Raw genomic sequence first — 19,143 nt, 5'->3', positions numbered from 1 at the left:
CGGCGCCCGGAAGAGATGCCGGATACTACCTATCCGGACAGATCGGGCGCCGCGGCACAGACATGCGGGAAAATGCGATGTCTTCCTCCGCCCCGAGCCTGAGCCTCCATCGCCGTATCGCGGACATCCCGGCGGCGCAGTGGGACCTGTGCGCGGGCGACGACAATCCGTTCGTCAGCCATGCCTTCCTGTCCGCGCTGGAAGACAGCGGCTCGGCCGAGGCGCGCACGGGCTGGCTGCCGCAGCACGCCGCCGTGCATGCGGCGGACGGGTCACTGCTGGCGGTTGCCCCGATGTACGCGAAATCGCACTCCTTTGGCGAATATGTCTTTGACCAGCAATGGGCGCGCGCCTTTGAACAGGCGGGCGGGGAATATTATCCCAAGCTGCAGGTCGCCGTCCCCTTTTCCCCCGTAACCGGGCCGCGCCTGCTGGTTCGCAGGGACATGGGGGAGGAGGAAGCCAGGACCAATGCCCGCATGCTGGCGGGTGCACTGCGGCAGGCATGCGGGGAACTGGGCCTGTCCTCCACCCACGTGACGTTCTGCGAACGTGGGGAATATGAACTGATGGGCGGCGAAGGCTGGCTGCAGCGGCTGGGGGTGCAGTATCACTGGGACAATCCCGGCTACGGCAGTTTCGACGATTTCCTGGCGACCCTTGCCTCGCGCAAGCGCAAGACGCTCAAACGCGAACGCCGCGACGCCCATGGTTGCGGCCTGACGTTCGAGGCCGTGCGCGGTCCCGACATCACCGAAGAACTGTGGGACCATTTCTACCGCTTCTACCTCTCCACCGTCGATCGCAAGTGGGGAAGCGCCTATCTGCGGCGCCCGTTCTTCTCCCTTCTGTCGCAGCGTCTGGGCGATCGGGTCGTGCTGATGATCGCGCGACGCGACGCAACGCCGGTGGCGGGCGCGCTGAACCTCATGGGCCGCGATACGCTGTATGGCCGCAACTGGGGCTGCGACCGGGGGGACTGGCCCTTCCTGCATTTCGAGCTGTGCTATTATCAGGCGATGGAATTCGCCATCGCCCACGGCCTGCGCCGCGTGGAGGCCGGGGCGCAGGGGGAACACAAGCTGCAGCGTGGCTATCGTCCCTGCCTGACCTATTCCACGCACTGGATCGAACATCCGGGCCTGCGGAATGCCGTGGCCGAATTCCTTGAACATGAACGCGCCGCCATCATGGGCGAAATGGACGTGATGAACGCCATGACGCCCTACCGCACGCAAAGCTGAGAGGCTGTCTGAAAATAACCTGCTGATGAAGAACAAAAGTTTCCGGGCATCGCCTGTTTTCAAAAGGGCGGCATCTTTCGAAGCTTTTTTGCAAAAGCTTCACCAAAAACTTTTATGATTTCAGGATATTATCGGACCGATATTTCAAACAGGCCCTGACGGACGCAATGCGGCGATTTGTGATGCAGGTCATGCGTTCTTGGGCCGCATGATGGTAGGATGTTCCCCGACACGGCGCCCGTGACAGCAGGCGCTGATGACGACAAGGGAGGAACACCCGACATGCATGCCATGAGACTGAACGCCCCGCACACGCCGCTGCAATGGACGGAACTGCCGGATCCCGAACCCGGTCCGGGACAGATCCGGGTCAAGGTGGGCGCGTGTGGCGTCTGCCGCACCGACCTGCACGTGGTTGATGCCGACCTGCCGTTTCCGGGTCATTCCCTGACGCCGGGGCATGAAATTGTCGGGCGCATCGACGCCATCGGCCCGAACGTCACCGACCTGCATATCGGGCAGAGGGTGGGCATCCCGTGGCTGGGCCATACATGCGGGCACTGCCATTACTGCGAAACGGGGCATGAAAACCTGTGCGATCATCCGCTGTTCACCGGCTATACCCGCGATGGCGGATACGCCACCATGGCCGTGGCGGACGCGCATTTCACCTTTCCCCTGCCGGAAGGTACCGATGACGTCGCCACTGCGCCACTGCTGTGCGCCGGGCTGATCGGATGGCGTTCGCTGGTGATCGCGGGCAAGGAGGCGCAGACCGTCGGCCTTTACGGTTTCGGGGCGGCCGCCCACATCATCGCACAGGTCGCGCTGTGGCAGGGGCGCAAAATCTACGCCTTTACCCGTCCCGGCGACACCAGGACACAGGATTTCGCCCGCAGCCTTGGCGCGACATGGGCAGGCGGGTCGGACGAACTGCCGCCCGAACAGCTGGATGCCTCCATCATCTTCGCCCCGGTGGGCGCGCTGGTGCCTGCCGCGCTGAAATCCGTGCACAAGGCCGGACGCGTCGTATGCGCGGGCATCCACATGAGCGAAATCCCCGCCTTTTCCTACGACCTATTGTGGGAAGAGCGTCAGCTTGTCTCCGTCGCGAACCTGACGCGGCAGGACGGCGTCGATTTCCTTGAGCTGGTTCCGCGCGTCGGAATCCGCACAAAAACAACCGCTTACCCCCTACGTGAGGCCAACCGCGCGCTTGATGACCTGCGCCATGGCCGCTTTGAGGGGGCAGCCGTTCTGGTTCCCTGATACGCGCGCGCCATTGGCGCGCGCGACCCCGGACGGAAAGAGGATGATCAGAAGGGGGCGTCATTATTGCTGGTATTTCGGGCCATCTTTCTTTATGCACCCCCTTCCCCCATGACGCATGAACGGCCGGCGGCCTCTCCTCCTGCGTCGCCTTATTTACGTTTATGCCCGGATTGCTTCATATATGTCGTTTCCTGAAACCCATCCCGCACTTAAACGCGCGCTGGACGAACGGGGTTATGAAACCCCCACCCCCGTCCAGACCGCCGTTCTCGACGTCGCCGCCGATGGGCGCGACCTCCTTGTCTCGGCCCAGACCGGGTCGGGCAAGACGGTCGCCTTCGGCCTTGCGATGGCCGATACGCTGCTGGGCGGTGCCGAACATTTCGGTCCTGCCGGCGCGCCGCTTGCGGTCATCATCGCCCCGACGCGCGAACTGGCCATGCAAGTCACGCGCGAACTGACATGGCTGTACGCGCCTGCTGGCGCGCGTATCGTGTCGTGCATCGGCGGCATGGACGCCCGGCGGGAAGCCCGCGCCCTGCAGATGGGCGCACACATCGTCGTCGGCACGCCCGGACGCCTGTGCGATCACCTGTCGCGTGGCCGCCTGGTCCTGTCGGACCTGCGTGTCGTCGTGCTGGACGAAGCGGACGAGATGCTGGACCTCGGCTTCCGTGACGAGCTGGAACAGCTGCTGGACGCGATGCCGAAAACCCGGCGCACGCTGCTGTTCTCCGCCACGATCGCGCGTGAAATCGCCTCCCTTGCCAAGCGTTACCAGAATGACGCGCTGCGCATCGATACCCTGTCGGGCGCCAGGCAGCATGCGGATATCGAATACCGCGCGCTGCTGGCGGATGGGCGCGAGATCATCCCGGCGGTCGTCAACGTCCTGCGCGAAACCGACAGCCCGACCACGATGGTGTTCTGCGCCACGCGCGAACTGGTGCGCCACCTGCAGTCCGCGCTAGTCGAACGGGGCTTTTCCTCCGTCGCGCTGTCGGGTGAGCTGGGACAGGCCGAGCGTACGCGCGCCATCGACAGCCTGCGCAAGGGACAGGCCAGCGTCTGTGTCGCGACCGACGTCGCCGCGCGCGGCATCGACATCCCGGCGCTGGCGCTGGTGGTGCATGCGACGCTGCCGACCGATCCCGCCACCCTGCTGCACCGTTCGGGCCGCACGGGCCGCGCGGGACGCAAGGGGGTCTGCGCCCTGATCGTGCCGGTCTCGCAGCGCCGCCGCGCCGAACGCCTGATGATGGGCGCCAAGATTTCGGCCACGTGGTCCCCGGTCCCCAGTGCCGAGGAAATCCGCGCGCTTGACGCGCAGCGCCTGCTGTCCGACCCGGCCCTGTCGGAAGAGGTGCCGGCGGCGGACCATGAGCTGATTTCCCGCCTGACCGAAGGGCATTCCCCGGAACAGCTGGCGGCCGCCCTGCTGCGCACCTATCGCGCGCATCTGCCCCAGCCGGAAAATGTGCGCCAGATCACGCCCGACGCCCGCCCCCCGCGCGCCGAGGGCACCCGTCCCGTGCGCGAGGGTCGCGACCGCGCCCCGCGTGAGCCCGGCGCCTGGTTCTCCCTCAGCGTCGGGCGGCAGGACAAGGCCGATCCGAAATGGCTGGTGCCGCTGATCTGCCGGCTTGGCGGGGTGCGCAAATCCGATATCGGGGCCATCCGCATCGCGGACACGCAGACCCTGTTCGAAATCGCCCCCGACACGGAAGAGAAATTCCGTTCCTGCATCGCGGCGATCGACAATGACGAGGTGCAGATCGCACCTGCATCGGCCCCGGCGGGGGGAATGGGCCCGCGCCGTTCGTCCGGCCCGCGCGGCCAGGGCCGTCCGCCGGCAGGGGCACGTCGTCCCCGCACCTTTGGCGGGGGCGGTCAGGGCCATGGCGGCCCGCGTGGCGGTGCGACCGGATCGTCGCGCAAGCGCAGCCCGCGACCGGCCTGATCCACGATTGGGGACGACAGGCCACAGATACGGCCTGTCCCCTTCCCCATCAGCAACCGGGACAGGAAGACAAAAGGACTGCCTGAAAAGGCGGTCCCAATAATCTTCTGAAACTACAGAATTTTTTGGTGAAGCTTTTTCCAGAAAGCTTCGAAAGACGTCGCCTTTTAAAAAAAGGCGACACCCGGAAACTTCTGTTATTCCTGATTGGCAGGCTGTTTTCAGACAGTCCCCAAGGGCGCGTGAACCGGCAAACCCGGATCACGCGCCCTTATCCGCATCGGGATTACTGACCGCCACCAAGCAGGCTGTCGACGTCCGAGCGGGTCTGGTTGCGCATGTTGTTCCAGTTCTGCTTTTCCGCATCCCCGGCCGAACGGATCTGGTCCAGCTTCTGCTGCGGGGCATTGCGGATCGCATCCAGACGGTCGCGGCCGTTTTCAAGGCGCTGGTCAAAGTTGGAACGTGCGTTCGTCAGCTTCTGCTCCTCCGCCTCACGCGCGCGGTCCAGCCGTCCGGTCGTGTCGTTGCGCAGGGTGTCCTCGCGATCCTTCAGGGCCTGTTCACGCTGCTCGATGCTGTTGTGGGCCTTGTCACGATAGGATTGCAGGCGGTTGTTGGCACAGTCGCCGGCCTGCGCCGCGCGATCGAGCACGTCCCAGCTTGGCGTCGACTGGCTGTTGTCGCAATCCGTGGCATGTGCCGCGGGCGACAGGGCGCAAACGGCACCGGACAGGCTCGCTACAATAAAAAACCGATTGAACTTCATTATTACCCTCATCAAATGCAAGATAATCCAACCTGGCTGGAAACAACCACGGACATATGGCCGCATTGGGACGGACCTGTGACAAAACCCATCCTGCGCTGTTTCACGTTGACATAATGATCCACGGACGCATGGATAAGGTCGTGCAGCACATGGCTGCCTTTTCCCTGGCACAGGCTTTTCCTTGGCATGGGGGAAATTATGGCCTATCCGGTTGTGCTGGAAAAAATAGTATATTTGTTAAAATATTGTGATGATATAATATTGATGACATACGTATTGAACGCCTGACAATTTCTTATCGACATTCATGATGATACGCCCCCCATGTGGCCACCGTTACCGAACCTGTGGTCCCGGCCCGTCCGGCAGCCCCCGGGCTGTCCGGGGATGGACGGACTGACGCCATGTGGGACGAACCTTATCTGGAGACATGCTGCCGTTCGGCGCTGCACCGCCTGTATCTGAGCGGACAGGCAGGTCGGCCCGAAGGAATGCCCGACACCCCCTGCCTGGAACGGCTGGTGGAGATGGGGCTGGCCCTTCGGCGTCCGGACGGTCGTTTTGCAATTTCAGCGACAGGAACCACACGGCATTGCAGCGAAATCCTGAAACGGCCCTGACTGAAGCGGCCCCCCCATGATCAGCCACGAGGATATCTGGCGCGCGCTGGATCTTCTGGCGACCGAACGCGGCATGACGCCTTCGGGCCTGGCGCGGGCGGCGGGCCTGGACAGCACCACGTTCAACCCGTCCAAACGCATGACATCGTCGGGGCGGCCGCGCTGGCCGGGGACCGAAAGCCTTGCGCGCACGCTGTCGGCCACCGGCATTTCGCTGGAGGGTTTCGGGCGGCTGATGAACGGGCATGGGGAAAAACCTTCGGCCACGCATCATTCCCACCTGAAAATCGTCTCCTTTTCGGAACTGTGCCAGCCGGATCTGTTCGATGACGCGGGCCTGCCCTGTGGCGACAGGTGGGAGACATGGGATTTCCATGGGCTGGCGGATCATCATTCCTATGCCGTCCTGGTGGATTCCGACAACATGGAACCGATCTTCCGCCGCGGCGCGGTCGTGGTCGTTTCCCCCACCGCCGCCATCCGCGAACATGACCGGGTGCTGCTGCATGGTCCCGATTCCCATCCGTGCTGCGGCATCGTGACCGACAGGTGGCACGATGCGCCAGCCACGGCACCGCTGCATGAACGAATCCGCATTCGCGGCGTTGGCCGGATGGAGGGGGAGATCATCGAAATGGATGGCGCGTCACGCGTTCACCGCATCGCGCTGGCCTGTCTGTAGGCCGCCCGTGTCCCCGGCGTGACCGGTGCGCGAAAACCGGATCAATTCATGATGTTCCGGCTGACTTTTGGCAATTTTTACCTTATGTCTCGCGCATGACCGACACACCCCTTTCCCTGATCCGCAATTTCTCGATCATTGCCCATATCGACCATGGGAAATCCACGCTGGCGGACCGCCTGATCCAGGCGTGCGGCGCGTTGACGCAGCGTGAAATGACGAACCAGGTCCTCGACAACATGGACCTGGAGCGCGAGCGCGGCATCACGATCAAGGCGCAGACCGTGCGCCTGACCTATCCCGCCAAGGATGGAAAGACCTATGTCCTCAACCTGATGGACACGCCGGGCCATGTCGACTTCGCTTACGAAGTCAGCCGTTCGCTTGCCGCGTGCGAGGGGTCGCTGCTGGTTGTCGATGCATCGCAGGGGGTGGAGGCACAGACGCTGGCCAATGTGTATCAGGCCATCGACGCCGATCATGAGATCGTGCCCGTCCTGAACAAGGTGGACCTGCCCGCCGCCGACTGCGAGCGCGTCAAGGCGCAGATCGAGGAAGTCGTGGGCATCGACGCCGAAGACGCGGTCGAGGTTTCCGCCAAGACCGGACTGAACATCGAGGCCGTGCTGGAGGCGCTGGTGACGCGCCTGCCGCCGCCCAAGGGCGATGCCGAAGCACCGCTCAAGGCGCTGCTGGTCGACAGCTGGTATGATCCCTACCTTGGCGTCATCACGCTGGTCCGGGTCAAGGAAGGGCGCCTGAAGAAGGGCATGCGCATTCGCATGATGTCCACGGGCGTGGTCCATAATGTCGATCAGGTGGGCGTATTTGCCCCGCGCATGACGCCGGTGGACGAGCTGGGTCCGGGCGAAATCGGCTATATCAACGCGGCGATCAAGACGGTGGCCGATTGTAACGTGGGCGACACCCTGACCGACGACCGCCGCCCGGCGGACAAGCCGCTGGCCGGGTTCAAGCCATCCATTCCCGTTGTCTGGTGCGGCCTGTATCCGGTGGTCGCGGATGATTTTGAAAAGCTGCGTGACAGTCTGGCAAAGCTGCGGCTGAACGATGCCTCCTTCCATTACGAGGCGGAGACGTCCGCCGCGCTGGGCTTCGGGTTCCGCTGCGGGTTCCTCGGGCTGCTGCATCTGGAAATCATCCAGGAACGCCTCAGCCGTGAATTCAACCTCGACCTCATCGCGACCGCGCCATCGGTGGTCTATCGCCTGTGGCGGACCAACGGCACGATGGAGGAGCTGCACAACCCCGCCGACATGCCGGACGGTTCCCTGATCGAACGGATCGAGGAACCGTGGATCAGGGCGACCATCATGGTTCCAGACGAATATCTGGGCGCGGTCCTGACCCTGTGCACGGAACGGCGCGGGGTGCAGCTGGACCTGACCTATGTCGGCAACCGGGCGATGGCGGTCTATCGCCTGCCGTTGAACGAAGTGGTCTTTGATTTCTATGACCGTCTGAAATCCGTCTCCCGCGGGTATGCCAGCTTCGACTACCAGATGGACACGTATGAGGAGAGCGACCTGGTCCGCATCTCCATCCTTGTCAATCAGGAGCCGGTGGATGCCCTGTCCTTCATCGCCCACCGTTCGGCGGCGGAAACACGGGGACGCGCGATCTGCGCGAAGCTGAAAGAACTTATCCCCCGGCAGCTGTTCAAGATCGCGATCCAGGCCTCCATCGGAAGCCGCATCATCGCGCGCGAAACGCTTGGCGCCATGTCCAAGGACGTGACCGCCAAATGTTATGGCGGCGACATCTCGCGCAAGCGCAAGCTTCTGGAAAAGCAGAAGGAAGGCAAGAAGCGCATGCGTCAGTTCGGCAAGGTGGAAATCCCGCAGAGCGCCTTCCTTGCCGCGCTGAAGATGGATCACTGAGGACCGGCGCACGACCATCATGATTATCCCGCCAAGGGGTGGGATAATCATGATCTTACCCCTTGCGCTTGCATGAATTGCTGCTATGTTCCGCACCCATCAGGCGGGATTGCGTGCCCGTTCCTGATCGGCAGGAGAGATGGCCGAGCGGCTTAAGGCGCACGCTTGGAAAGCGTGTGTACGTTAATAGCGTACCGTGGGTTCGAATCCCACTCTCTCCGCCACGACTTGCAAGTCCTTGATTTTGCACCAAATTTTTTTGGCTTCCCGCAGTGTTACACACGCATGTGGAACACTTATGGCTACGCTTTATATGACCCGACGACGAGCTTGCTGGTATCTTCGAGTAAGGATTTCGTCAGACCTTCGACCTATGCTCAGAACGCATCTGGTCCGCACCCTTCGCACTTCTGACAAAAAATCGCACAAAGTAGGGCGCTCGGTCTGATGCCTGTTTTGTCGGACTTATGGGGCGAAATGCGAGAAAAAGTTATTCAGGCTATCACGGCCTATCGAAACGAAGAGATATCAGCAACTAAGCTGAGAGACTTCTTCAAAGAAAATATATCAGAAATTAACAAGCTTCCGCAGGAAAACCTTCAAAAAAGTCACTGACTGGATGAATGCTCGATTCAACCTCATGGAATATACCGTTCGAAAAGAACGAGAACAACGCGATATTCTTATGCTCAAGACTCATTCTTTGAGGCAGAAGATGAAGCTTGCTGCAATCTGGATTGCGGACATGAACGTATGAGCGCACCGGTCGTATCTGGTCGCAACACGTCGCCAGCCTTTCAACTTTGCGAACATGTTTTCGGNTAAGGTGGCGCTTTTTATACAGGTGCCAGTTGTAAGATGGCTTTGATTTCCGGTTCTTCCTCGGTGGAATGCAGGCGGTAATGTTCCGTTCGACAAGATNATCGTCTGATCCGGTTGCTGTCATAACCCCGATCCCCGATGACCTCTTCTGTTTCTTAAATAAGGTCGGACTCTGTTTGATTCATGTGGTCAAGCATCTAACCCAGCTTGGACGAACACTCTCACGACCCCAAAATATGAGCGTCATATATACAGAACATATGTTCTTGAAATGTATTTCATATGTTCTTATTGTGGCATTCTTAACTTTAAAGAGCATGTCATGGCAGTTCGATTCTTCACCGTATCTCCAAAATCTCTTTTAGATGAGTTTAATAAAAGGCTTTCTCAAAGTGAAGAGAAAGGCCGGATAAACACATGGAAAAGAAGTAATGATAAAATATATTATACTCACTCCTCCCAGCAATGGGGGTCATTAGCTTGGTTTAAACCTGAAATATATGAAGATAGATTAACTTTTAATATTATTAAGCCGAAAAACAGAAACATAACAACTACTGTTTATGGATTTTACCACGGTCATTTGATAGAGACATTCTTAAATCACTTTGATAATTTATTTACCATAGGAGCAGGCACAGCAAAGCCAACAGATAAAGACCTAATATCAAATAATTAGAGATACATAGAATTATTTAACGATTTCTGTTCGTATTTTTCCACACGAGTGAGTAGCCACAAAAAAACTCTGTGACTTTTCACTCATGTGCTATACTGTCGTGAAACACTGTATGTAAACCAATATTTTGTGGTAATTAGTTTTATATAGTCAATAGGTTGTAGATGAACTGGCTCTTTCTTCCACTCTCTCCGCCACGACACCTCCTCGAAATGATTGCCTGAATTCCTGTGGTCGTGCCTCCGTCAAGGACGGTGGAACATGGGACATAGGAATGAAGACCCCCAGCCCATGGGGGATGCCGTCTTTCAGGGAATGTTCACGAAATACCGTGTCATCATAAGGAAGTTTTTGGTGAAGCTTTTTGCAAAAAGCTTCATGAAGACGCCGCCTTTTTGAAAAAAGACGGCACCCAAAAACTTTTATTACTGTTACCGGAAGATTATTCAAACGGTCCTTCGGAGAAAAACTGACAACTTTTCCGTTCGGTCAGTCCGCGAAAATCCGCGCCATCCAGTCCTCGACCGTGTCGCCACTGCTGATGGCAGGATCGATCAGCCCATCAACCATGAAGGTCGGCGACACATGAATGCCGTTCTGCCGCGCATATTTGCAGTGCCATTTGATCGCCGCCTGCAATTCCGGCACCGCAAAGGCCTGCGCCAGCGCGACGCCGCTATAACGTTCCATGCGACGGATGATATCATTGGGCGTGGCGTCCATGTTGGGACCGGCGCAATGATGCAGGAATTCAAACTCCTCCCGATGGGCACCCACGGCATTCATGACGGCACGCGCCGTTTCCTTGCCGCCCTCCAGCGTAGAGGCCGCCAGAATGGCGCGCACGATCACGCCCGAAAACATGTGCCACGGCTGGGACTGGAAACGGATCTTGATCGTAATCCGATCCTCGCCCGCCTGCTGCAAAAGCGCATCGAGCTTGCCCATGGCGCGGACGGAAAATGGGCAGGTCGGTTCGACAAAAATCTCGAAAATCCTGGGTCCATGTCCCCAGACAAGCGGATCAACGCGATAGGATGAAGGCATTCTGGACATGATGCATGTTCCTTCTTCTGTATGGGGCAGTCACGCTATCGAATTTTCAGGACACGCATGACGGCCTGCTGTCCATGACAGGGGGCCGACCGCCCGTTACGTACGCCGGCACGATCATTCCATCGCCGCGGCATGGTTGGCATCCATTTCCCGCATTTCGGCAAAAGGGTGCGCGCGATACTTCAGGATTGAAGCATGTCCGGAATACTGATCGCACGTAAACCACATCGTGTGCATGCCCCCGAAGGTGGCATACCCCGACAATACCGGGAAAATGGCCGACGCATGGATGAAGGGATTTTTACCCGACGGGAAAGATCCCGAAAAGCAACAGCATCCTGTCGCAAAAAAGCTATGGTGCCGGGTGAGGGATTTGAACCCCCGGCCTTCGGTTTACAAAACCGCTGCACTACCGCTGTGCTAACCCGGCAATAGCCGTCTCCTTTTGCCCATATCGCCGCGCAGGGTCAAGCGGGTATTGGCCCCCGGTGATGGGGGCCGGCGACGCTTTTCCTCAGGAATGCTGGCCCTTCATCCTCTGCGTCCATACATCCCTGATACGCGCCCGTTCCGCCGCACTCAGACGGCCGGTCGTCGCGGGATGCGACGTGGGGACGCGACGGGCCGCATGCCCCTGATGGCGGCTTATACGCCGTGGACGTCCCGCGACCGGCACCTGCCCCGATGCGGGATTGTCGCGCATCTGGCGGATCGCCTGCGCGCACAGGGATTCCTTGCCCACCCCGGCCTCGATCGTCGGCAGCAGGGCGACAGGCGTCACCACCCCCAGAAGGACAGTTCCCACGGCACGGGCGATCGTCTCCGTCCCCGGCATGATGGACGGCTTTTTCAGCAGCCCGGTAATATGCAGCGTTCCGGGAAAGGATCCGACCGCGAAATGGCGGGAATCCGTCATCAGGGCGTAATCGATCGTGTTGTCGCGGAAATTGATGTCCCCCTTGCCCACCGTGCGGGTATCCCCCGTTTCGATCAGCAGCGTGCGCGTTCCCAGTATCCCCTGACGCAGCGGCATGTCGGCAATCACGCATTTCAGGTCCGTCTCACCCGGCAGGCCGAGAAGCGAAAGCAGCGCCTTGCCCAGTTCCAGCCCCAGCAGGTCCGGCAGCACGGCGGAAATATCGCCCCCCTGATCCAGCGCGACGGTCATGCCGCCATCGCCATTGCCCACGATGGCCGCCAGCGAATTGCCGGTCCCATGGATCGCCAGATGCCCGCCGAACACCCCGTTGCCATGAAACCGTCCGGTTGCCTGCATCAGGCGCGACAGGTTGATGCGCACCATGTCGATGCCGATCCGTGCCTCCACCGCGTCACCTCGGGGCGTAAAGGTGCCGCTGCTGGCCAGCGTGCCGGAACCCACGGCAAAGTTGAGGTGATGGACATCGATCACGCCATCGCGGATATCGGCCAGCACATCGATATTATCCAGCGGCGTATGCCGGTTTTCGATATGGTCGCCGTGATAGGCGAAATGCACATTGGTCGCCCGGATCTTGGGCATGTTGATGGGCGTGCTGGGCAGGACGGCATTGCTGCTGGCATGGGCGCGGGCTTCTTCCTGCTGCTGCGCGGTGGAGGGTTTTTCCCCCGGCGTCGCCCCGAAAAATCCGCCAAGATCGGCAAGGTCGACGCGACGGGAATGAAGTTCGGCATCCACGAAGGGCACGGCCTGATGGGGATCGATCGACAGGTCGCCGCCAAGGTCGCTGGAACCGACATGCCCATCCAGATCGCGAAAGCGGACATGCGCGGCGGTGTAGTCAAGGTTGCCCTCCACCCGATAGGGGGGCGTCTGGGGAATGACCACGCCCGTCAGGGGGTAAAGCAGCGACATGTCCGGTCCCGCCAGCGACAGGCGCAGCCGTGCCCCGGCAAAGGACAGCGGGTCCTCCACCGCGCCATGCAGCGACAGGCGCGTCTCGCCATGCCGTACCTCCAGATCGACCGGATAGGGCTGTTTGCGATCCTGCAGCGATACCAGCGTGCCGCCGGAAAAATGGCCGGTAATTGCCTGACGGACATAGGTGCCACGGGCATCCATCACCAGGCGCGCGCCTTCCGGATCACTTGCCTCGGTCGTGTGGACCTGCCCGCGCATGTCGGTATGCAGCCCGGCATGCATGACATGCAGCTGCCCGCTGACGATGCGCACCGCGCCGATCCGGGGCATGGAGGTGTTCCCCTTTTTCGGGGTCCGGTTCTCTTTCGCCGCGTCAGGATCGGAAAAATCGTAATTGCGGCTGCCGTCCGCCCGTTCCTGCAGTTCCACCACCGGCGTATCAAGCGAAATCAGCGGCAGGTCCAGCCCCCCGCCCCACAGCAACGGCCACCACCGGATCGCGACATCAAGCCGCTTCGCCGTTGCAAGCGGCGGCAGGTTTCCAAATCCCTCCGGCTGGTCGATGCGTACGTCATCGGCCCCGATCACGATCACCCGGCCGGGACGGACATGCAGGTGCGCGATGGTGACCCTGCGATGCAGCGCAGCCCCGGCCCTGCGTTCCACCATGGGAATGAACCAGTCCCATGACCACAGGATGATCAGCACCAGCAGGGCGACACAGATCGTACCCGCGACAATCGCGCGCACGGGGGGAACCGCGCGGCCCTGACGGGGGGGCGGGGGTTCGTTCCCGCGTGTAAGTGCCTTGCCTGTATCCGTCATGCCTGCCCTTTCTTCCGGATTGATGCAAACGCCTGCCACAACACAGAGTTTCGACCCCTCCCGCCCGCTTTCCCGCCGCGCGCTGGCGCAAAACCGGGAAATAACAGGGCTGGCGTGGGGGGATGCGGTCCTGTAATTGCCGTGTAGTCATACCCATCTCTTCACGGGTTGTCCCATTTACCGCAGAAAGGTTTACCCATGCCTGCCTACCGTTCCCGCACCACGACACATGGCCGCAACATGGCCGGTGCGCGCAGCCTGTGGCGTGCGACCGGCATGCAGGATGGGGATTTCGGCAAACCGATCATCGCGGTCGCCAATTCCTTTACACAGTTCGTGCCCGGCCATGTCCACCTGAAGGACCTGGGACAGCTGGTGGCCGGCGCCGTGGCCGAGGCCGGGGGCGTCGCGCGTGAATTCAACACGATCGCGGTCGATGACGGCATCGCCATGGGTCATGGCGGGATGCTCTACAGCCTGCCGTCGCGCGAACTGATCGCCGATGCGGTCGAATACATGGTCAACGCCCACTGCGCGGATGCGCTGGTGTGCATCAGCAACTGCGACAAGATCACGCCGGGCATGCTGATGGCGGCAATGCGGCTGAACATCCCCACCATCTTCGTCTCCGGCGGCCCGATGGAGGCGGGGAAGATCCTGAACGAAGGGGTCGAGCGTCGCGTGGACCTTATCAGTTCGATGGTCGCCGCCGCTGATTCGCGCATCAGCGATGACCAGTCGCAGCGGATCGAACGCTCCGCCTGCCCGACCTGCGGATCGTGTTCGGGCATGTTCACCGCCAATTCCATGAACTGCCTGACCGAGGCGCTGGGCCTTGCCCTGCCCGGCAATGGCAGCCTGCTGGCCACGCATTCCGACCGCCGGGACCTGTTCGTGCGCGCCGGACACCGTATCGTCGAACTGGCGCGCCAGTGGTACGAACATGACGACGCCACCGCCCTGCCGCGCGGGATCGCGACGCTGCCCGCGTTTGAAAACGCCATGTCCGTCGATATCGCGATGGGCGGATCGACCAACACGGTGCTGCACCTGCTGGCCGCCGCGCATGAAGGCGAGGTCGCGTTCACCATGGCCGACATCGACCGCCTGTCGCGTCGGGTGCCGAACCTGTGCAAGGTCGCGCCGTCGCGCTCCGACATCCATATGGAGGACGTTCATCGCGCCGGGGGGATTCCCGCCATCATGGGCGAACTGCTGCGCATGGGGCTGATCCATGATGACGTCCCGACGGTGCATGCGCCCACCCTCCGCGCGGCGCTGGCGAAATGGGACATCAGCGCCCCTGACGCGGACGAGGCCGCGCGCACCCTGTTCCGCGCGGCCCCCGGCGGGGTGCGCACCACGCAGGCCTTTTCACAGTCCAGCCGTTACAGCGAACTCGATACCGACCGGGCCACGGGCGCGATACGCGATAACGAACATGCCTACAGCCATGATGGTGGCCTGGCGGTCCTGTTCGGCAACATCGCGGAAGACGGCGCCATCGTGAAAACGGCGGGCGTTGCGGCCAACCTGCTGAGCTTCCGCGGTCCGGCACGGATTTTCGAAAGCCAGGATGACGCCGTATCCGCCATCCTGGGCGACAGGATCAGGCCGGGCGACGTCGTGGTCATCCGTTACGAAGGGCCCAAGGGCGGCCCGGGCATGCAGGAAATGCTCTATCCCACCAGCTACCTGAAATCCAAGGGACTGGCGGAAAAATGCGCGCTGATTACGGATGGACGCTTTTCGGGGGGCAGTTCCGGCCTGTCGATCGGCCACATCTCCCCCGAGGCGGCGGAAGGCGGCATGATCGGCCTTCTCGAGGAGGGGGACATCATCGAAATCGACATTCCGGCGCGTGTCCTGCGCGCCGCCGTGGGCGATGCGGAAATGGCCGCGCGCCGCGACCGCATGGAAGAACGCGGGGACGCGGCATGGCAGCCAAAGCGTGACCGCGTCGTCTCGACCGCGCTGCAGGCCTATGCCGCGCTGACGACCAGCGCATCGCACGGCGCGGTGCGCGATGTGACCCAGCTGCGCCGCCGGGTCATTCGCTGAACCGGCATGAAAAAACGGGCAGGCCCCGCGGCCTGCCCGTCATCATCAGGATATACTGCAAAAAGACCTCCCGGTTTCCTTGTGCCATGCCCCGGGAAACGGCAGGCGGATGCGGCATCAGCCATGCAGCCGTTTCAACGGCGGGGCCTGGCAGGCAGCATGATGCCCCGCCAATGGGGGCTGCCGGGCCGGGGCCTATGCCTGTCCCTGCGGCCTGAGGCGGGAAAATCCGCCCATTTCCCCATGCGCCATGCGGCGGAATGTCTGGGCCACGCGGTTTTTCAGGGCCGCGATGTCCGGCACCACCATATTGTGCAGCGACCTGACCCGGTCATGCGTGGCATAAAAACGGCGGCTCTGGTTCTGGTCCATCTGGATCGCCGTTCCAACGAAAATTCCGTCTATTTCGATAATCTGTGAATCAAGCATGGATATCCTGCCTTATCATGGCCGGTTAAGCGAAAACCCGTAAACGGGACAGGGATGCCCGCTGTTCCGGCAAGCTTCCGAATTATGGGTTCCGGTTCATCTTTTTCATTGCCGTCACTGGTGTTGGGGCCTGTCGGCCGCGCACCACGTGATGTTCATGTCAACATGCGCGCCGCCCATCCGGGCCGCATGCATACGGACACGTCAACGCATATTGCCTATCACGCGGATGCATTCAATCGGAAAAACAATATTTTGATGTGAATTTTTAAAGTAACACCCCGGATATACTTTTGAAACATGCGTTCAGAAAGCGGGGTATTATGTCTTTTTTATGTCTTTGTTTGCTTTTTACTTAATGACGATTTCGAAACAGATCGTCATTCGAAATCATGCGCGAACCTGCGGGTGGAAATTCCTCCCCACCCGCAGGGCCTGCCTGATTACGGCGCGTCGATATCGACGACGTTGATCAGCTTCTTGTTGACGAACTCGTCGATGCCCAGACCGGAAAGTTCCCGGCCATAGCCCGACTTCTTGATGCCGCCGAACGGCAGTTCCGGGGCCGTCCATGTCGGATGGTTGATGAACACCATGCCGGTGCGCACCTGACGGGCCACTTCCACGCCGCGCTTCTCATCGCGGGTAAAGACGGAACCGCCCAGCCCGAATTCGGAATCATTCGCCAGCGCGATCGCTTCCTCATCGCTGCCCACGCGGAAGACCATGGCCACGGGGCCAAAGAATTCCTGGAAATAGGCCGGGTTGTCACGCGCCACATCCGTCAGGATGGTCGCACGGACGAACGCACCCTTTTTCGGCACCTCCGCCCCGCAATAATGCGGGCGCGCGCCATTGGCGACCGCCTGGCGAACCTGTTCGTTCAGCTCGTCCGCCGCCCCCTGGGAGGACATCGGCGGCAGGGTGGTGGCCGGATCACGCGGATCGCCCGCGACCAGCTTGTCCAGCGCCGCCTTGAACTTGGCGATGAACTCGTCGGCAATGGATTCGGCCACGATAAAGCGCTTGGACGCGACACAGCACTGGCCACCATTGTTGAGGCGTCCCCAGACGGCCCACTTGACCGTCTTGTCGAGGTCGGCGTCGTCCAGCACGATGAACGCGTCGGCCCCGCCGAGTTCCAGCGTCGTCTTCTTCAGGCTCTTGCCCGCGCGCGCGGCGACATGGCCACCCGAACGCTCACCGCCCGTCAGGCACACCGCGGCGATGCGCGGATCCTCGATCAGGTGGTTGAGCTGATCGCGCGTGGCGAACAGGTTGGTATAGGCACCGGCCGGCGCGCCGGCATCATGGAACAGCTTGTCAAACGCCGCCGCGCACTGCGGCACGATGGAGGAATGCTTCACCATGACGGTATTGCCCGCCATCAGCTGCGGCCCGGCAACGCGGGCAAGCTGGTAATACGGGAAATTCCACGGTTCCACCGCCAGCAGGACGCCAATCGGGTCGCTGACGATCATGGGGCGCATATGCTTGTTTTCCGCTTCCTTCAGCGGAACCGGGGCAAGAAAGCGCTCCGCATTGTCGGCGTAGTAGTCAAGGATGTCGGCCGACAGCCTGACCTCGCCCTGTGCTTCGCGTGCCAGCTTGCCCATTTCCAGCGTCAGCAGGGAGGCGTAATGGTCCGCCTGCTCACGCAGCAGGGATGCCGCCTTTTTCATGATGGCGCGACGCTCCGCGAAAGAGGTGCGCGACCACTTCTCAAAAGTGTCGACCGCCTGCGCGAGCAGGACCTCGACCTGGGCATCCTCCAGATCGGGAAAACGGGCGACAACTTCGTTGGTATAGGGGTTTGTGGTAATGTATGCCATGACTTCGCTTTGACACATCAAAACCGCCAAGAAAAGGGCATATGTCCCATGGTGGCGGGCATGACCCCACGGCGGACGGCGCTTTTTTGCAAAAGCCGTGGCACCGGCCGCTCCGCAGGGCTGATTTTACCTTCTGGGTGCTGGATTTTTGGATATGACGTGGCGCAACAATCGGTCACCGGGCGGTGATTCCGGGGAAAGTTTAATAAAAATTTTAATGCGGATTTGCTCGTTTCTGTTCCTATCCGAACATTCGCGGGGGCTGTCGCGGTTCCGATTCGCCACAGGTGGCGCAATCGCGATGGCGGTGGGGCTTACACTGGCGGATGCCCATGCGGCCCCCTATCCCGCGCCAATCCTGCCGCCGAATTCGATGGCGCAGGCGTGGGGCGTCACCGCGCGGATCGAACATGTGCGACAGGGCTGCACCGTGCATGCCACGATCGATCAGGCGCGTTTCATCGCGCAGATGCCCCGGATGATTTCCGCGGGAATCTTCAGCACCCGCCTGACGCCCGAACTGATCCGCAGCACGCCGCATTACCTGATGAACACGCTGCAGACCGATGTCAGCCCCGGCTTTGTCCACGCCCTGTTCACGCAGGCTGGCGCGCCCGCCAGCTGCCGCTTCGTATGGGATTACATCGCCGCCGACCCGTCGGGGGCCATGACGTCCCATCCCATGCTGTCGTTTGAATTCAGCCGGGCCGCCCATGACCACATCGACTGGCCCAACCTGAAATTCGGCGACATGGTATCCAGCGAACAGGCCGTGGCAGCGGACCGCATCTTTGACGCGCAGGTCAATCAGGAAACGCTTGATATCACCATGGCGCTGGCGCGTGAGGACATCCCGGCGAGCGGCCCGTCCTGAGGGCGGGCGCCCCCTGCGCGTTCCTATCGCGTGCCGTGAAACCAGTGTAACAGCATGTCCCCCATCGCCAGGCAGGCCAGAAGAAGCACCACGATCCTGACACCGACCTGCAGCGCGCGCTGAAGCGGGGTCAACGGTTTTTCGCGTCGCCGCATGATGACCCTGTCCGGGTCGGGGGCATGCACATACCGCGTATGCGGGGAGTCAGTCATGTCGTTCACCATCCCTTTTCTGCCGCATCCGTGATTAACAG

17 protein-coding genes and 2 tRNA genes are annotated in these 19,143 nt (G+C 61.0%); 12 read left to right on the top strand and 7 right to left on the bottom strand.

Features of this window, described 5'->3' with window-relative positions:
- Positions 1-77: 77 nt before the first annotated feature.
- From NJLHNGOC_RS06000 to NJLHNGOC_RS05990, 3 genes are all read left to right on the top strand, one after another.
- The gene (locus NJLHNGOC_RS06000; protein WP_165837854.1) at positions 78-1,244 is read left to right on the top strand and encodes a GNAT family N-acetyltransferase; all 1,167 of its coding nucleotides are present in this window, start codon (positions 78-80) and stop codon (positions 1,242-1,244) included.
- A gap of 282 nt (positions 1,245-1,526) precedes the next feature.
- Positions 1,527-2,513 carry a zinc-dependent alcohol dehydrogenase family protein gene (locus tag NJLHNGOC_RS05995; protein WP_113595613.1) on the top strand — a complete coding sequence of 329 codons (987 nt, stop codon included), beginning with the start codon at positions 1,527-1,529 and terminating at the stop codon, positions 2,511-2,513.
- A gap of 184 nt (positions 2,514-2,697) precedes the next feature.
- Positions 2,698-4,476, top strand: coding sequence for a DEAD/DEAH box helicase (locus tag NJLHNGOC_RS05990; RefSeq protein WP_113595556.1), 1,779 nt, complete (start codon positions 2,698-2,700; stop codon positions 4,474-4,476).
- A gap of 286 nt (positions 4,477-4,762) precedes the next feature.
- Here the strand turns inward: NJLHNGOC_RS05990 and NJLHNGOC_RS05985 are convergent, their stop codons facing one another.
- Positions 4,763-5,245, bottom strand: a complete 483-nt coding sequence (locus tag NJLHNGOC_RS05985; protein WP_113595555.1) for a hypothetical protein — start codon at positions 5,243-5,245, stop codon at positions 4,763-4,765.
- A gap of 407 nt (positions 5,246-5,652) precedes the next feature.
- Between NJLHNGOC_RS05985 and NJLHNGOC_RS05980 the strand changes: the two genes are divergently transcribed.
- The 6 genes from NJLHNGOC_RS05980 to NJLHNGOC_RS05960 all read left to right on the top strand — a co-directional run bounded on the left by NJLHNGOC_RS05980 (position 5,653) and on the right by NJLHNGOC_RS05960 (position 9,952).
- Positions 5,653-5,868, top strand: a complete 216-nt coding sequence (locus NJLHNGOC_RS05980; protein WP_110528474.1) for a hypothetical protein — start codon at positions 5,653-5,655, stop codon at positions 5,866-5,868.
- A 16-nt stretch (positions 5,869-5,884) separates the two neighbouring features.
- Positions 5,885-6,550 carry a helix-turn-helix transcriptional regulator gene (locus tag NJLHNGOC_RS05975; RefSeq protein ID WP_113595554.1) on the top strand — a complete coding sequence of 222 codons (666 nt, stop codon included), beginning with the start codon at positions 5,885-5,887 and terminating at the stop codon, positions 6,548-6,550.
- A 95-nt stretch (positions 6,551-6,645) separates the two neighbouring features.
- Complete coding sequence (lepA, locus tag NJLHNGOC_RS05970; RefSeq protein WP_113595553.1) at positions 6,646-8,451, top strand: translation elongation factor 4; 1,806 nt, start codon at positions 6,646-6,648, stop codon at positions 8,449-8,451.
- Positions 8,452-8,584: 133 nt separating this feature from the next.
- Positions 8,585-8,675 (top strand) — tRNA-Ser (locus NJLHNGOC_RS05965).
- A 74-nt stretch (positions 8,676-8,749) separates the two neighbouring features.
- Positions 8,750-8,899 carry a DUF6538 domain-containing protein gene (locus NJLHNGOC_RS16675; RefSeq protein ID WP_408890611.1) on the top strand — a complete coding sequence of 50 codons (150 nt, stop codon included), beginning with the start codon at positions 8,750-8,752 and terminating at the stop codon, positions 8,897-8,899.
- A gap of 696 nt (positions 8,900-9,595) precedes the next feature.
- A complete protein-coding gene (locus NJLHNGOC_RS05960) occupies positions 9,596-9,952 on the top strand; it encodes a hypothetical protein (protein WP_113595552.1) in 357 nt (118 codons plus the stop codon).
- Between the two features lie 489 nt (positions 9,953-10,441).
- Here the strand turns inward: NJLHNGOC_RS05960 and NJLHNGOC_RS05955 are convergent, their stop codons facing one another.
- From NJLHNGOC_RS05955 to NJLHNGOC_RS05945, 3 genes are all read right to left on the bottom strand, one after another.
- Positions 10,442-11,008 (bottom strand): DsbA family protein, encoded by a 567-nt coding sequence (locus NJLHNGOC_RS05955; protein ID WP_206059723.1) that lies wholly within the window; start codon positions 11,006-11,008, stop codon positions 10,442-10,444.
- 355 nt (positions 11,009-11,363) lie between these two features.
- A tRNA-Thr gene (locus NJLHNGOC_RS05950) sits at positions 11,364-11,438 on the bottom strand.
- A gap of 84 nt (positions 11,439-11,522) precedes the next feature.
- Positions 11,523-13,694 (bottom strand): AsmA family protein, encoded by a 2,172-nt coding sequence (locus NJLHNGOC_RS05945; protein ID WP_113595550.1) that lies wholly within the window; start codon positions 13,692-13,694, stop codon positions 11,523-11,525.
- Positions 13,695-13,892: 198 nt separating this feature from the next.
- Here NJLHNGOC_RS05945 and ilvD point away from each other — a divergent pair, with 198 nt between their 5' ends.
- The gene (gene ilvD / locus NJLHNGOC_RS05940) at positions 13,893-15,755 is read left to right on the top strand and encodes a dihydroxy-acid dehydratase (RefSeq protein ID WP_113595549.1); all 1,863 of its coding nucleotides are present in this window, start codon (positions 13,893-13,895) and stop codon (positions 15,753-15,755) included.
- A gap of 195 nt (positions 15,756-15,950) precedes the next feature.
- Here the strand turns inward: ilvD and NJLHNGOC_RS05935 are convergent, their stop codons facing one another.
- Positions 15,951-16,184, bottom strand: a complete 234-nt coding sequence (locus NJLHNGOC_RS05935) for a hypothetical protein (protein WP_110527799.1) — start codon at positions 16,182-16,184, stop codon at positions 15,951-15,953.
- A 54-nt stretch (positions 16,185-16,238) separates the two neighbouring features.
- Here NJLHNGOC_RS05935 and NJLHNGOC_RS15610 point away from each other — a divergent pair, with 54 nt between their 5' ends.
- Positions 16,239-16,448: a hypothetical protein gene (locus NJLHNGOC_RS15610; RefSeq protein WP_133258672.1), complete on the top strand. Its 210-nt coding sequence runs from the start codon at positions 16,239-16,241 to the stop codon at positions 16,446-16,448.
- Between the two features lie 179 nt (positions 16,449-16,627).
- Here NJLHNGOC_RS15610 and NJLHNGOC_RS05930 read toward each other — a convergent pair whose 3' ends face one another.
- Positions 16,628-18,016: an NAD-dependent succinate-semialdehyde dehydrogenase gene (locus tag NJLHNGOC_RS05930; RefSeq protein WP_113595612.1), complete on the bottom strand. Its 1,389-nt coding sequence runs from the start codon at positions 18,014-18,016 to the stop codon at positions 16,628-16,630.
- 301 nt (positions 18,017-18,317) lie between these two features.
- Between NJLHNGOC_RS05930 and NJLHNGOC_RS05925 the strand changes: the two genes are divergently transcribed.
- A complete protein-coding gene (locus NJLHNGOC_RS05925) occupies positions 18,318-18,890 on the top strand; it encodes a hypothetical protein (protein WP_113595548.1) in 573 nt (190 codons plus the stop codon).
- Positions 18,891-18,913: 23 nt separating this feature from the next.
- On the opposite strand, the gene NJLHNGOC_RS05920 is transcribed toward NJLHNGOC_RS05925, so the two are convergent.
- Positions 18,914-19,102 carry a hypothetical protein gene (locus tag NJLHNGOC_RS05920; RefSeq protein WP_133258671.1) on the bottom strand — a complete coding sequence of 63 codons (189 nt, stop codon included), beginning with the start codon at positions 19,100-19,102 and terminating at the stop codon, positions 18,914-18,916.
- Between the last annotated feature and the right edge of the window lie 41 nt (positions 19,103-19,143).

Source organism: Novacetimonas cocois (genome assembly GCF_003311635.1).
GTDB lineage: Bacteria > Pseudomonadota > Alphaproteobacteria > Acetobacterales > Acetobacteraceae > Novacetimonas > Novacetimonas cocois.
Note: the sequence above shows the minus strand (reverse complement) of the source record. Positions and strands in the feature narration are given on the sequence as shown.